The 13,015-nt window shown below is 64.1% G+C and carries 12 protein-coding genes; 4 read left to right on the top strand and 8 right to left on the bottom strand.

Annotated features, from left to right (window positions below):
• Positions 1-6: 6 nt before the first annotated feature.
• Complete coding sequence (locus tag KTJ78_RS06580) at positions 7-1,665, top strand: DNA repair helicase XPB (RefSeq protein WP_217133799.1); 1,659 nt, start codon at positions 7-9, stop codon at positions 1,663-1,665.
• Here the strand turns inward: KTJ78_RS06580 and KTJ78_RS06575 are convergent.
• Positions 1,644-3,116 carry a sensor histidine kinase gene (locus tag KTJ78_RS06575; RefSeq protein WP_217133797.1) on the bottom strand — a complete coding sequence of 491 codons (1,473 nt, stop codon included), beginning with the start codon at positions 3,114-3,116 and terminating at the stop codon, positions 1,644-1,646. The two genes, KTJ78_RS06580 and KTJ78_RS06575, sit on opposite strands and share 22 nt — an antisense overlap.
• A 10-nt stretch (positions 3,117-3,126) precedes the next feature.
• Positions 3,127-3,822: a response regulator transcription factor gene (locus KTJ78_RS06570; RefSeq protein WP_217134017.1), complete on the bottom strand. Its 696-nt coding sequence runs from the start codon at positions 3,820-3,822 to the stop codon at positions 3,127-3,129.
• 123 nt (positions 3,823-3,945) lie between these two features.
• On the opposite strand from KTJ78_RS06570, the gene KTJ78_RS06565 reads away from it, so the two are divergent.
• Positions 3,946-5,160, top strand: a complete 1,215-nt coding sequence (locus tag KTJ78_RS06565) for a MalY/PatB family protein (protein WP_217133794.1) — start codon at positions 3,946-3,948, stop codon at positions 5,158-5,160.
• A 725-nt stretch (positions 5,161-5,885) separates the two neighbouring features.
• Here KTJ78_RS06565 and KTJ78_RS06560 read toward each other — a convergent pair.
• Genes KTJ78_RS06560 through KTJ78_RS06550 form a run of 3 tightly spaced genes read right to left on the bottom strand, consistent with a single transcriptional unit; the run spans position 5,886 to position 7,899 of the window.
• Positions 5,886-7,025, bottom strand: a complete 1,140-nt coding sequence (locus tag KTJ78_RS06560; protein WP_217133792.1) for a UDP-N-acetylmuramate dehydrogenase — start codon at positions 7,023-7,025, stop codon at positions 5,886-5,888.
• A complete protein-coding gene (locus KTJ78_RS06555; protein ID WP_217133790.1) occupies positions 7,022-7,453 on the bottom strand; it encodes a MaoC/PaaZ C-terminal domain-containing protein in 432 nt (143 codons plus the stop codon). Before KTJ78_RS06555 ends, KTJ78_RS06560 begins: the two co-directional genes overlap by 4 nt.
• Positions 7,454-7,455: 2 nt before the next feature.
• The gene (locus KTJ78_RS06550; RefSeq protein WP_217133787.1) at positions 7,456-7,899 is read right to left on the bottom strand and encodes an FAS1-like dehydratase domain-containing protein; all 444 of its coding nucleotides are present in this window, start codon (positions 7,897-7,899) and stop codon (positions 7,456-7,458) included.
• 293 nt (positions 7,900-8,192) lie between these two features.
• Here KTJ78_RS06550 and KTJ78_RS06545 point away from each other — a divergent pair, with 293 nt between their 5' ends.
• Complete coding sequence (locus KTJ78_RS06545) at positions 8,193-9,959, top strand: acetyl/propionyl/methylcrotonyl-CoA carboxylase subunit alpha (protein ID WP_217133785.1); 1,767 nt, start codon at positions 8,193-8,195, stop codon at positions 9,957-9,959.
• 18 nt (positions 9,960-9,977) lie between these two features.
• Positions 9,978-11,276, top strand: a complete 1,299-nt coding sequence (locus KTJ78_RS06540; RefSeq protein ID WP_217133783.1) for a hypothetical protein — start codon at positions 9,978-9,980, stop codon at positions 11,274-11,276.
• On the opposite strand, the gene KTJ78_RS06535 is transcribed toward KTJ78_RS06540, so the two are convergent.
• Genes KTJ78_RS06535 through KTJ78_RS06525 form a run of 3 tightly spaced genes read right to left on the bottom strand, consistent with a single transcriptional unit; the run spans position 11,200 to position 12,996 of the window.
• Positions 11,200-11,739 carry a hypothetical protein gene (locus KTJ78_RS06535; protein ID WP_217133781.1) on the bottom strand — a complete coding sequence of 180 codons (540 nt, stop codon included), beginning with the start codon at positions 11,737-11,739 and terminating at the stop codon, positions 11,200-11,202. The genes KTJ78_RS06540 and KTJ78_RS06535 overlap by 77 nt on opposite strands.
• Positions 11,736-12,344 carry a hypothetical protein gene (locus KTJ78_RS06530; RefSeq protein WP_217133779.1) on the bottom strand — a complete coding sequence of 203 codons (609 nt, stop codon included), beginning with the start codon at positions 12,342-12,344 and terminating at the stop codon, positions 11,736-11,738. Before KTJ78_RS06530 ends, KTJ78_RS06535 begins: the two co-directional genes overlap by 4 nt.
• On the bottom strand, positions 12,334-12,996 hold the full coding sequence (locus tag KTJ78_RS06525) for a hypothetical protein (RefSeq protein WP_217133777.1): 663 nt from the start codon (positions 12,994-12,996) through the stop codon (positions 12,334-12,336). The genes KTJ78_RS06530 and KTJ78_RS06525 overlap by 11 nt, the downstream gene beginning before the upstream one ends.
• Positions 12,997-13,015 lie beyond the last annotated feature (19 nt).

Below are 13,015 nucleotides of genomic sequence, written 5' to 3'. Positions count from 1 at the left end.
GCCGCTATGGAACTTGGCCCCCTCATCATTCAGAGTGACCACACCGCGCTGCTCGAAGTCGCTCACCCCGACTCTGAAAACGCTCGCCACGACCTCGCCGTGTTTGCCGAGCTGGAGCGTGCCCCCGAGCACGTGCACACCTACCGCATCACTCGGCTGGGCCTATGGAACGCGCGCGCCGCAGGTCACACCGCCGACGAGGTGATCGCAACGCTCACCCGCTACGCGAAGTTCCCGATGCCCTCGAACGTCGAGCTCGAAATTCGCGACTCGATGGATCGCTACGGCAACCTGCGCATCGAGCGCCGCGATGATCAGCTCGTGCTCACCGCCCAGAACCCCCTCGTGCTGCGCGAAGTTTCGCAGTCGAAGGCCGTTGCGCAGTTGCTCGGCCACCAGATCGACGACCTCACCTACGAGATCGAACCGCTCACGCGAGGCGAGCTCAAACAGGCGCTACTCAAGCGCGGCTGGCCCGCCGAAGATCTCGCGGGCTACACCCCCGGAACCCCTCACGACATCGAGCTACTCGAGACCGACTGGGCCATGCGCGACTACCAGCGCACGGCCGTCGATACCTTTGAACGAGGCGGATCAGGCGTCGTGGTGCTGCCCTGCGGTGCCGGCAAGACCATCGTTGGTGCGGGAGCGATGGCTCGCGTCAAGGCGCAGACCCTCATTCTCGTGACCGGCGCCGTCTCGGCCCGCCAGTGGCGCGATGAGCTACTCAAGCGCACGAACCTCACTGAAGACGAGATCGGCGAGTACTCCGGCCAGGTCAAAGAGGTCAAACCCGTCACGATCGCGACTTACCAGATTCTCACGAGCAAGCGCGGCGGGGCTTACCAGCACCTCTCGCTGCTCAGCGAGCACGACTGGGGCCTCATCGTCTACGACGAGGTGCACCTCTTGCCCGCCCCGGTGTTCAAGCTCACGGCAGAGCTGCAGGCACGACGCCGAATCGGCCTCACCGCGACCCTCGTGCGCGAAGACGGCCGCGAGGGCGACGTGTTCAGTCTCATTGGCCCGAAGCGCTACGACGTGCCCTGGCGCGAGATCGAGGCCCAGGGATTCATCGCCCCTGCCGCCTGCTACGAGGTGCGCGTCTCGCTCGATGATGATGAGCGACTGCGCTACGCCTCTGCCGAAGATTCAGAGCGCTACCGCATCGCCTCGAGCGCTCCCGTAAAACAAGACATCACGCGCGAGATCATCGAACAGCACCCTGGCGAGAGCGTGCTCGTGATCGGCCAGTACATCGAACAGCTCGAAGAGATGGCCGAGGCGCTTGACGCGCCGCTCATCACCGGCAAAACCCCGGTTGACGAGCGTGAAGAACTCTTCGGCCAGTTTCGCCGCGGCGAGGTCACGACGCTCGTCGTCTCGAAGGTCGCGAACTTCTCGATCGATCTGCCCGACGCCTCGGTGGCCATTCAGATCTCGGGCTCGTACGGCTCACGCCAGGAAGAGGCACAGCGCCTCGGCCGACTGCTGCGCCCGAAGAGCAACGGCATGCAGGCCTCGTTTTACACGATCGTCACCGCCGACACCGTCGACCAGGACTTCGCGCAAAACCGGCAACGCTTTCTCGCCGAGCAGGGCTACGCCTACACGATCGTGCGAGCGGGCGACCTTGCGTCGCTCTACTCTGCCGCCTCGGCGTAGAACTCGAGCGGCAGCTCGACCCTGAACGTGGCGCCGCCCCCATCGGTCTCGTGAGCCGACACGGCACCTCGGTGAGCCTCGGCAATCGACTTGACGATCGCGAGGCCGAGCCCCGATCCACCGGTCTCGCGATTTCGGGAATTGTCGGCGCGGTAAAAGCGATCGAAAATCTTGTCGCGCAGCTGTTCAGGAATGCCGTCGCCGTGGTCGACGATCTCGAACTGGCCGGTCGTTTTGCCTGGCAGCGCCGAGACGACGACCTCGATCGGGCTGCCCTCTGGGGTGTGACGCATCGCATTGGCGATGAGGTTCGTGAGCACCTGCCGCACCTTCATCTCGTCGGCGCGCACGATCACGGGGTCGTCATCGATCACGACCTCGATCTCGCGGTCGGGCTCCTGGGCCCTGGCATCCATCGCGGCGTCCTGTGCGAGCGGTACGAGATTGACCGGCTGCAGGTCGAGGGGGCGCTTCTCGTCGAGCCTGGCGAGCGCAAGCAGGTCTTCGACGAGGTCGCCCATGCGAATCGCCTCGCTCTCGATGCGCCCCATCGCCTGTGCGACGTCTTCGGGCGTTTGAATCGCGCCCATGCGGTACAGCTCAGCGTAGCCACGCACCGAGACGAGCGGGGTACGTAGCTCGTGGCCGGCATCGCCAACGAAGCGGCGCATCTGTTCGATCGTTTTGGAACGATCGTTGAACGAAGCGTCGATCTCGTCGAGCATGACGTTGAGCGACTGGCCGAGGTGCCCAACCTCAGTGCCTGGAGCGCGCACCTGAATACGCTTCGAGAAGTCGCCGTCGGCGATCTCGAGGGCGGTGCGCTCAACCTCGTGCAGCGGCTCAAAGGTTGCGATGACGAGCAAGCGCGTGAGGGCGGCGCCGAGCAGAATCACGGCGATGCCAAAGCCCGTGAACACCGTGAGGTACTGCGCCATGACCTGATTGACGTTGTCGGTCGAAACGGCGAAAAGCATCGAACCGACTGGCGCCCCCGTAGAGCCCTGTGGCCTCAATTCGGCGGCGACGGCGCGCCACTGCGAACCGTCTCGCCCGTCGAGCGTGAACGGCGTATCGCCGTTTTGTTCGACCCAGTGGGCGCTAATCTCGGGCACCGAGGGTGAGACCCGGCTGCCTCGAGACTGGAAGTTGTCGAACAGAATATTGCCGGCCTCGTCGAGCACGGCGATGTAGTACTGATCAGAGGCGAAGAGCACGTCTTCGCGCCTGATCTCTTGCGGGTTCGCACCCACCGCGAGCTCAGAGGTCGGGTCGACGAGCAACTGTTTGAGCTTCTCATCTTCGTTCACCGCGAGCTGCGGTTTCAAAAACGCGAGCGTTCCCGCGCCCGCCACAAACAAGCCGAGGGTGAGGATAAATACCGTCACCGCCGTGATCTTGCTGAGCAGCGAGACGCGGGAAAGGCGCTCTGCGAGTGTTGTACGGGTCACGCCCACTAGGTTACTTGGTTTCAGAAACCTTCAGCATGTAGCCGAAGCCGCGCTTGGTGTGAATGAGCGGCTCTTCGGTGAGCGGATCAAGCTTGCGTCGCAAGTACGAGATGTACGACTCGACGATGCCCGCGTCGCCGTTGAAGTCGTATTCCCAGACGTGGTCGAGAATTTGCGACTTCGAGAGCACTCGGTTCGGGTTCAGCATGAGGTACCGCAGCAGCTTGAACTCGGTTGGCGAAAGCTCGATCGGCGTGCCGTTCACGCTCACCTCGTGGGTGTCTTGATCGAGGCTAATGACGCCGACGGCCAACGTTGACTCTTCGTCTTCTTGAATCGTGCGGCGCAAGATGGCTTTGATGCGAGCGATGATCTCGTCAAGCGAGAAGGGCTTCGTGACGTAGTCGTCGCCCCCGACCGTGAGGCCTTGAATCTTGTCTTCGACATCGTCTTTCGCGGTGAGAAAGAGAATCGGGGCGGTGTAGCCCGCCGACCGCAGTCGCTTGGTGACGCTGAAGCCGTTCATATCTGGCAACATGACGTCGAGAATGATGAGGTCGGGTTCTTCTTCGAGTACGGCGGAGATAGCTCCGGCGCCATTGGCGATGGCGCGCACGCCGAACCCTGCGAAGCGAAGGCTCGTGCTGAGCAGTTCGCGAATGCTGGGCTCGTCGTCGACGATCAGAATGCGTGGTCCCTTGTTCATGCCCTCAGTATCTGACTGTTTGCTATGAATCAGCTGAGCATGCTGGCGACTCATGCTGTTTCCTTACCCGTAACAAACGAAACATTATTGGACATTCTCGAAGCATAACGCGACCATATAGTTATGACTGATTTCACCGCCGACGCTGAAGCCCTGCATTGCCAGCCCGCAGAGACCCTGCGCCAAGAGCGCACGAGCATCAAGTGGGCCGGCTGTCAGAGCGGTGTGCTGCCGATGTTTATCGCCGAGATGGACTTCACGATCGACGAGCGCATTCGCGAGGCACTCATCGAACAGATCGAGCGCTCTGACCTCGGCTACTCGGGCGACCTAAGCGGGCTTGTGGGAGCCTTCGCCGACTTCGCAGCGGATCGCTGGGCCTGGCAGCCCGAACGCGAGTTCTTTTACGGCGCCCCCGACGTCAGCTTCGGGGTGAAGGCCGTGCTCAGGCACCTGCTGCCCGAGGGCGCCCGCGTTGCCCTCGCAACCCCCAGCTACCCATCGTTCTTCGGTTACCTCACCGAGCTCGGCGTCGAGTGCGTCGAGATCCCGCTCGCCGGCTCCGGCGAAACCCTGCACCTCGACACCGACGCAATCGACCGCGCTTTCGGCGCCTCAGGAGCCGACCGCGTGCACGCCATGGTGCTCTCAAACCCCCACAACCCCCACGGCATCGCCCACTCGGCCGCCGACCTCGAGGCCCTTGCCGCCTCGGCCGCCCGCCACGGCGCCACCATCATCGCCGACGAGATCCACGCACCGCTCGTGCACCACGGCGTCACCTTCACCCCTTTCGCCCCCATCGCGGCCGCAGCCGGCACCACCTCGGTCACCGTCACCTCAGCGTCAAAGGGCTGGAACATCGCCGGCACCAAGTGCGCCCTCATCTACGCACCCCCGGCGACCTCGCCCGACTCACTGCGCGAATACCTCACCGTCGCCCTCAGCGGATCGACGAGCATTCTCGGCCGCACCGCCTCGCAGGTCGCCTTCGCCGACTGCCGCGACTGGCTCGACCGCGCCATCACCCAGGTCAGCTCGAACGGCCGCCTGCTTGCCGAACTCCTGGCCGAGCACGTTCCCGGCGCGCGCTACACCCCGCCCAAGACGAGCTACCTCGCCTGGATCGACCTCAACGACGCAGGCCTCGGCCCTAACCCGGCCCTCACGCTGCTCGAAAAGGCCGACCTCATCGTGAGCGACGGCGCCACCTTCGGGGCAAACGGCCACGGCTGCATTCGCCTGAACCTCGGCTGCTCCGAGGAGGTGCTGCGCGAGGCGGTGGCGCGCATGGCGCGCGCTGCTGCGCCGGCCGACCCGACCGACCTCCCGCGCTGACGCGCCGCCGCACCACCGTCGGCGTTGCTTTCGGCGCTACACTCGGTGCTGCCGCACCACCGTCGGTGCTGCCGCGCTGCCCTCGGTGCTGCCGCGCTACCCTCGGTCCTGCCGCACCGCCTTCGACATCTTCGCCTCCTTCAGCTGCTTCGGCTTTCTCGAGCGATACTCGATCCACTTGACGAAAAGCAGGGTGTTTCAGCCCTATAACCCTGCTTTTCGTCAAGTAAACGGGAAAAGCACGGGCAAGAGACCCACAAGGCGCGAAATCGCGTCACGGGACGAGAGCAAGCGCGTCAACCAGAACGCAACAGCGCCCGCTGACTCTCGCCAGCGCCAACCAACACTCGACTGCGTTAAACGGCACGCGAGACCGCCGCGATTGGGGTGAACTCAGTCCGAGGGTGTCGCTTCACCCAGGGCAGCTCGGCATACGAACGTTCTTCAGCCCAGATGCAGCATGAGCTCGAGATGTCGCCCACGCCCACGCCCACGGCATACGGGATCTACTTGACGAAAAGCAGGGTGTTTAAGCCATACAACCCTACTTTTCGTCAAGTAGACGCGAAAAACACAGGCAAGAGGGCCTGAACGCGAAAAGCGCAGGCAAGCGGGATTGAACATGCAACGCAGCGCGCCACACAAGACTCAGAGCAGCACACAACGGCCGGCGCACCGCGCCGACAGCATTCCCCGAAAACATCGCGCCGCTGCGCGATGCCGCGCTAAAGCTGCAGGCCGTAGATGTTCGGCTCAGGAACCAGCAGCACGCCGAACTCCGACTGCACGCGGGTCGTGATGTAGCGGGCCAGCTCGGCGACCTCGGCGGCTGTCGCTGATCCGCGGTTGGTGATTGCGAGGGAGTGCTTCGTCGAAACGCCCGCGCCCGAGCCGGGAATGCGGTAGCCGGGTTTGATGCCGGCATGCTCGATGAGCCAGGCTGCCGAGAGCTTCACGCGACGGTCGGCCGGCTGCGGTGGCAGGTAGGCTTCGAGGTTTGCGGCGTCTTCGAGCGGGACCGCGATGGGGCGCTCGGGGGCCGGCTCCATCGGAAAGCGGGGAGCATCGGCCGGGAGCGACTTCGCGAAGTCGGCGCTCACGATGGGGTTCGTGAAGAACGATCCCGCAGACCAGGTGTCGTGGTCGGCAGAGTCGAGCACCATGCCCTTCGAGCCACGCAGCGACAGCACGCTCTCGCGAACGTCGCGACCCGAGACGATCGCTCCGAGTTTGACGTCAAGAGCCTTCGCGAGCTGCGGGAAGATAACGGGGGCGCTCGAGGCTGAGCCGTCGGCTCCACGGGTGAGCACGAGGTCGATCGAGAGCACGACTCCCTCGAGGTCGCGGCGCTTCAGGGCTGAGTCGCGGTAGCCAAAAGCGAGCTCTTCGGCCGAGACCATGCGCACCTCTTCGGTATCGCGCTCAAGCAGCTCGATCGAGACGAGCACGTCAGCGATCTCGCAGCCGTAGGCACCAATGTTTTGCATGGGTGCAGCGCCAGCGCAGCCCGGAATGCCCGAGAGCGCTTCGAGGCCGCCCCAGCCACGGGCGAGGGTGGTTACCACGACCGAGTCCCAGTCTTGGCCTGCCTGTACACGCACCCGCACCTTATTGGCGGGTAGCGAGGGGTCGTCGATGACCTCGATACCCTCGCTGCGGGCAAGCAGGACCGGCCCGGGGTACCCCTCATCGCTCACGATCGTGTTTGACCCGCCGCCAAGCAGCAGCCAGTCGTCGCCGTCGGCCCAGAGCTCAATCGAGCGTTCGATGAGCTCGTCACGCGACCGGGCGACGAGTACGCGGTCGGCGTGGCCGCCAACCCGCATCGTGGTGAGCGATGCGAGCGATGCGACGCTCTCGCTCACAGGTCACCCTTCGTGAAGCGAACCACGACCTGGCTCTTGCCAAGCACGGTCTGCTCATTGAAGACCACTTTGAGATCGATGCGGGCCTCCTGGGCCTCATCATCGAGCTTGCCGACGGTCGCGGTGACGCTCACCTGAGCACCCTCGGTGGCATCGACGGGAACCGGCTTCGTGAAGCGCGACTGGTAATCGACGATGATGCCGCTCGCGCCGATCCACTCGGCAACGGGGCTCGCGGCAGCGCCCATCGTGAGCATGCCGTGGGCAAGCACGCCGGGAAGCCCGACCGACTGGGCGACATCGTCGCGGTAGTGAATGGGGTTGAAGTCGAGCGAGGCACCCGCGTAGCGCACGAGTGAGTCACGGGTGAGCGTGAGGTCGCGGGTAACGACGACGTCACCGACGCTGAGGTCTGTGTACTGGGGCATGACTATTCTTCTCCTCGTACAACGAGCGTCGAGATCGCTGTCACCACGTGCTCGCCATGAGTATCAACGATGTTGCTCGAGGCGGTGACCATCGAGTGTGCGCCGAGCTGTTTGACCGAGGCGACCGTGAGCGTCGCGGTGAGCTCGTCGCCCGCGACGATGGGCCGGGTATAGCTGAAGCGCTGGTCACCGTGCACGACGCGCGAGAAGTCAACGTCGGCCTCGTCGTCTGCGAGCAACTGCTGCAGCGTCGCATCTTGCACCACAACCGCGAAGGTCGGCGGCGCTACGACGTCGGCAAAGCCGGCCGCACGTGCCGCGTCAACGTCGTGATGCATCGGCGCTTCGCTGAGCACAGCGCGCGCGAACTCACGAACCTTTTCGCGCCCCACGAGGTAGGGCGCGGTTGCCTCGTACTGTTTACCTTGAACCGCTACATTAACCACGCTCGGTAGTCTACCGTGCCCGACCGACACGGCCCGAGCGATCGCACGCTGCCGAGGCCGAGAAGCCCGCAGCGCGTCCTGCGCGCCAGGCCAGAGGTCGCCAAGCACCAGCGCAGAACGCAACGCTAGCGAGCAGAACAGAACAGAACGCAACGCAACGCAACGCAACGCAACGCTAGCGAACGCTGAGCAGCCCGAGAACCAGCGCAATGGTATGAAAAAGCAACGAAAACCCCCAAGCTTTGTCGTGTATATCTCGCTGACCGGGTGCGGGCTCGAATACACTTGAGATCATGTCGCGACTCAACAAAGTACTCATTGCTAACCGTGGTGAGATTGCAGTTCGTATTATCCGTGCAGCAACTGACGCTGGAATCGCCTCGGTCGCGGTCTATGCAGACCAAGATCGTGATGCTCTTCACGCGCAACTCGCCGACGAGGCCTACGCGCTCGATGGCACCACGAGTGCCGAGACCTACCTCGTCATCGACAAACTGCTCGCCGTTGCCCGCCGCTCTGGCGCCGACGCGGTGCACCCTGGTTACGGCTTTCTCGCCGAGAACGCCGATTTCGCCCGTGCGGTGATTGATGCGGGGCTGACGTGGATCGGCCCCAGCCCCGAGGCTATCGAACGTCTCGGCGACAAGGTTTCGGCCCGTCACGTGGCCGAGAAGGTGGGCGCTCCGCTCGCGGCAGGCACGAGTGACCCGGTCAAGAACGCCGACGAGGTGCTCGCTTTTGCCGACGAGGTCGGCCTGCCCATCGCGATCAAGGCAGCGTTTGGCGGTGGCGGCCGCGGCCTCAAGGTGGCGTACGAGCGCGATGAGGTCGCCGAGCTCTTCGAGTCGGCTACCCGTGAGGCAGTTGCCGCGTTTGGTCGCGGCGAGTGCTTCGTTGAGAAGTACCTCGAGAAGCCCCGTCACGTCGAGACCCAGTGCCTTGCCGACCAGCACGGCAACGTTGTGGTCATTTCAACGCGCGACTGCTCGCTGCAGCGCCGTCACCAGAAACTTGTTGAAGAGGCACCGGCGCCCTTCCTCACCGACGAGCAGAACGCCGAGCTGTACCGCGCTTCGAAAGCGATTCTCGCCGAGGTCGGCTACGTTGGCGCTGGCACCTGCGAGTTCCTCGTGGCACAAGACGGCACGATCTCGTTCCTCGAGGTCAACACCCGCCTGCAGGTAGAACACACTGTCTCTGAAGAGATCACGGGTATCGACCTCGTGCGCGAACAGTTCCGCATCGCTGAGGGCGGCGTCATCGATTACGCCGACCCTGTGGCGCACGGCCACTCGTTCGAGTTTCGTATCAACGGTGAAGATCCGGGCAACGGCTTCTTGCCTGCCCCGGGTACCGTCACCCAGTTCACGATGGTGAGCGGCCCCGGCGTTCGCATCGACACCGGTGTTCAGGCTGGCGATGTCATCTCGGGTGCTTTCGACTCGATGCTCGGCAAGCTCATCGTCACCGGCGCAACCCGCGACGAGGCGCTCGCCCGCGCACGCCGCACCCTCGCAGAGTTCGAGGTGCAGGGCATGCCGACGGTGGTTCCCTTTCACCGCAAGATTGTCAGCGATCCCGCCTTCACTGCCGAAAACGGCAGCTTTGGCGTGTACACCCTGTGGATCGAGAACGAGTGGGTCAATGACATCGAACCTTGGCAGGGCCAGTCAGTGCTCGGCACCGCCGGCCCACAGCGCCACAGCGTGGTCGTTGAGGTCGATGGCCGCCGCATCGAGGTTCGCATGCCGACCTCGTTGCTGCCGCTCTCTGACCAAGAGGTAACCCGCGGCCCAGCTCCGAAACGCACGAAGAGCGCAAGCCTCTCGGGAGGTAGCGGCACGACCGTCTCGGCCCCGATGCAGGCTACCGTCGTGAAGCTCGCGGTCGAAGAGGGCCAGCAGGTTTCTGAGGGCGATCTCGTGGTCGTGCTCGAGGCGATGAAGATGGAGCAGTCGATCTTCGCCCACCGCGACGGAGTCATCGAAACGATCGACGCTCCCGTCGGCTCAACGGTTCCGAGCGGCCACGTTCTGCTCTCGATCGTCGACCCCGCCTAACCTCACCCGAGGCTGACCGTGCTCACGCTGCTTCGGCTCACGGCATTCCTGCTTTGGAATACCTGGCCGCAGCTCGTGGCATGGTTTCTTGCGGGCACTCTCGTTCGCTACTCGGCCATCGAGGTCGCAGGTTTTGTCGGGGCCCACAACCCGACGGCGGGCATGCTGCTCTTGCCGCTCGCGGTGCTAGGCCGGCTCGCGGCACTCGTGGCGATGCTGCTCGTGCTGCGTTCCGGAATCGATGCCTATAACGGTATACAACCTCCGGGGCGTGAACAGCGCAACCGCGACTTCGCCGCAGCGTTGCTCGCAGGCATGCTTCCTTTCGTGGCGTTCTATGCGGCCCGTGGCTACCTGGGGCAAGACGTTGCCGCCTACACGAACCGTGTGCTCGACGTCTCTGCCTCGATAACGTTGAGCGAGGCGGTCACAGCCCCCAACCACGACGTCGCCGCGGGCGAGATGTTCACCGATGGTGCGCTCACCCTCACCCCGCTCACGATCGCGATCATCATCGCCGCGTTCTCGCTGCGTTGGCTCTGGGGCAAGTTTCGCGACCGTCTGCACCGCAGCTTCCAAGTCTTCGCCGTGTACCTCGAGCTTCTGTGGGTCTACCTCACCGTGACGCTCATCGCCGACGGCCTCGCCCTGCTCACCGGGTGGATCGAAACGCGGCAAGCCATCGCCTGGCTTGATACGGCGCGCCTTGCCGTGACCGAATGGTTCGAACCGCTGATAGTCGCGTGGGACACACTCGTGCTCGTGCTGGCTTTCGTGGCGAAGGTCACGTTGGAACCCCTCGCGTGGCTGACGATCGCGGGCGTGATGTATGGCCAGGCCCTTGACGCAAAAGCTCCCGTCATCACCGACCATCGCGCGGTCAAGGCACGCAAGCGCTACGAAGCGGTTCCCGAACAGGTACGCCGCCGCGTCACAGACCTCTCAGGTGGCGTCACCTCACGTTTCCAACCGATCTGGAATGCGATCGTGCTCATGTGGCGGGCCGGGCCCGCGCTCATCGGAGCCTATATTCTCGCCTTCACCGTGGTTCTCATGGGGCAGCAGCTCCTGGAAATCGCGGTCGTTCGCGTGATCGGCCCCCATGACCTGCACAGCTTCTGGATGGTCGCCGACACACTCATTCTACTCACGGTTCCCCTCGTCATCGAGCCGATCCGCATGGCGGTTGTCGCCAGTGCCCACGCCGAGGCAACCTCAGCGCTCGGGGTCAGTACCTCGGTCAGTACCGCTCCCGAGTCGTCTCAAGATCTTCAGGAAGCGGAAGGCGAGCAAAGCTCGGCAGCGCCTCGGCAATAACCACGTCGATCGCGAAGGGCCCCTGCGCGTCTTCGGGTACGGCGTACAGCGCCCGCAGTTCGTAGGGATCGGTGATTTCGGGCCCAGCGCACAGGCTCTGTGACAGCGAAGCGCCCACGATGCGAAGCGACGCCTCAGACCATTCTCGGCCCGTTGACACCTCAACGAGGGTGGGCGCTGAGCAGCTCACCCCAACGCTTGCAGGCTCGACGTGAACCGTCACCTCGATCGCATGAACACCCTCGGGCAGCGTCTCCGGCTGCGGCCGCATGAGGGTCGCATCCATCAGTGAGAAGTGGCTGCCGCCAAGCGATACCTGGCCTGCCGTATCGGGCAGGACCGGGTCGACCGGTCGCCCCGACGTGTAGTCGCGCCATTCGTTACCCCCGACAACGAGCGCGGTCGCCGGCAGCAGCACGGCGACGGTCGCGAGGGCGATCCAGTTGCGTTTGATCCACATCACTGCTCACTCCATTGCACATCGGTGAGTACGCGCTCTGGCACTCGCTGAACCTCGTCGAGGTCAATGTCGAAAGCGATCACTGAGTCAACGCGCGGGTCACCATTGACCCCGAACAGCAGGGTTGCTGGGCCGCTTGCCCCCTCGGGCAGCTCAAAGACGACCTGACCGTTCAAAGCAGAGCCAAGCGTGAGCGGCTCCTGAAAGAGGGTCTGTTTGACACGCTCGCTCGCCCGGTACTCGATTGGCTGAGACGACCCGTCGGCCTCGCCGCCCATGCGGAGCATCGCGTATGCGAGCGTTGTTCCCGATTCACTGAGCCGAGCCGCGGCCGAGGTATCAGCAACGAGCCACGTCGACTCTCCTGACCATGCACCAGAGCGCAGCTCAGTCGCGATTTCGACATCACTCACTCGCACCTCAAGGGCACGGCCGACACCCGTCTCACCAATTGGCGTGCGAACTTCGAAGGGGCGTTGCGTCACCTCAGAATCAGGAATAAGCACGAGCAAGACCCCCGCGAGCACGAGGCACACGAGCCCCGTGATCCACTGCCATGTCGTCGGCCCGCTGCGCTGATCGGCGACGAGTGCGTGTTTATTCGTCATCGCCAGCACCCCCTGTCAGCGTCACATCGGTAGCTGGCAGTAATACTCGCGCCGCCGGCTTCGCGTCGACCCAGCTTGCCCCGTAGGTCACAGCCTTGCCGGTAAAGAGCGTCGCGTCGCTCACCACGACCTCGACGGTATCGCCATCGGCAAAAAGGTCTTCTGGCACGACCCAGGTCACGACAAGTTCAGCTTCAACTCCTGGCTGCAGCCACGGGCTCGCTGTCGCGTCGTCCATTCGTGCGACTGCTGCGGGGCTCTGGTCGCCCAGCTTCTCAAGGCGCAAGGCCTGCGAAACCGACTGCTCGGCCGTCGTAATGATGGGCGACGTCCAGACGTTCTTCGCGTGGATCGAGAGGGCAAGCACCCGCTCACTCTCTCCGGCAATCGCACCCGCCTCGGGAAACGAGTCCATGAGCACCGCACGATCGAGGCGCATCGAGAGCAGGTCGTTGACATGCTCCTGGCCCGGTTCGAGCGTCGCGAGCGCCGGCGTCGGGGCAGGAGCCAAGCCGCCAAAAGCCGCGGTTACGGCGAGAAAGATCGCGGTCACCCCGCCCGTGATCCACCCCGTGGGAACCTTCGCGATGAGCGCGCGAACAGAACCGGCCTTCGTGCCTGCGCGTGGCTGCTTCGTGGGGGCATCTGTCACCCCTTCATTCTAAGCCCTG

Source organism: Leucobacter chinensis (assembly GCF_019049105.1).
Taxonomy (GTDB): domain Bacteria; phylum Actinomycetota; class Actinomycetes; order Actinomycetales; family Microbacteriaceae; genus Leucobacter_A; species Leucobacter_A chinensis.
The sequence above is the reverse complement of the archived record's forward strand: the minus strand, read 5'-3'. Positions and strand labels throughout refer to the sequence as shown.

Excerpts from the sequence above, each read along its gene's own strand:
- KTJ78_RS06580 (WP_217133799.1), top strand. The coding sequence starts at position 7 with ATGGAACTTGGCCCCCTCATCATTCAGAGTGACCACACCGCGCTGCTC.
- KTJ78_RS06570 (WP_217134017.1), bottom strand. The coding sequence starts at position 3,822 with ATGAACAAGGGACCACGCATTCTGATCGTCGACGACGAGCCCAGCATT.
- KTJ78_RS06565 (WP_217133794.1), top strand. The coding sequence starts at position 3,946 with ATGACTGATTTCACCGCCGACGCTGAAGCCCTGCATTGCCAGCCCGCA.
- KTJ78_RS06555 (WP_217133790.1), bottom strand. The coding sequence starts at position 7,453 with ATGCCCCAGTACACAGACCTCAGCGTCGGTGACGTCGTCGTTACCCGC.
- KTJ78_RS06545 (WP_217133785.1), top strand. The coding sequence starts at position 8,193 with ATGTCGCGACTCAACAAAGTACTCATTGCTAACCGTGGTGAGATTGCA.
- KTJ78_RS06530 (WP_217133779.1), bottom strand. The coding sequence starts at position 12,344 with ATGACGAATAAACACGCACTCGTCGCCGATCAGCGCAGCGGGCCGACG.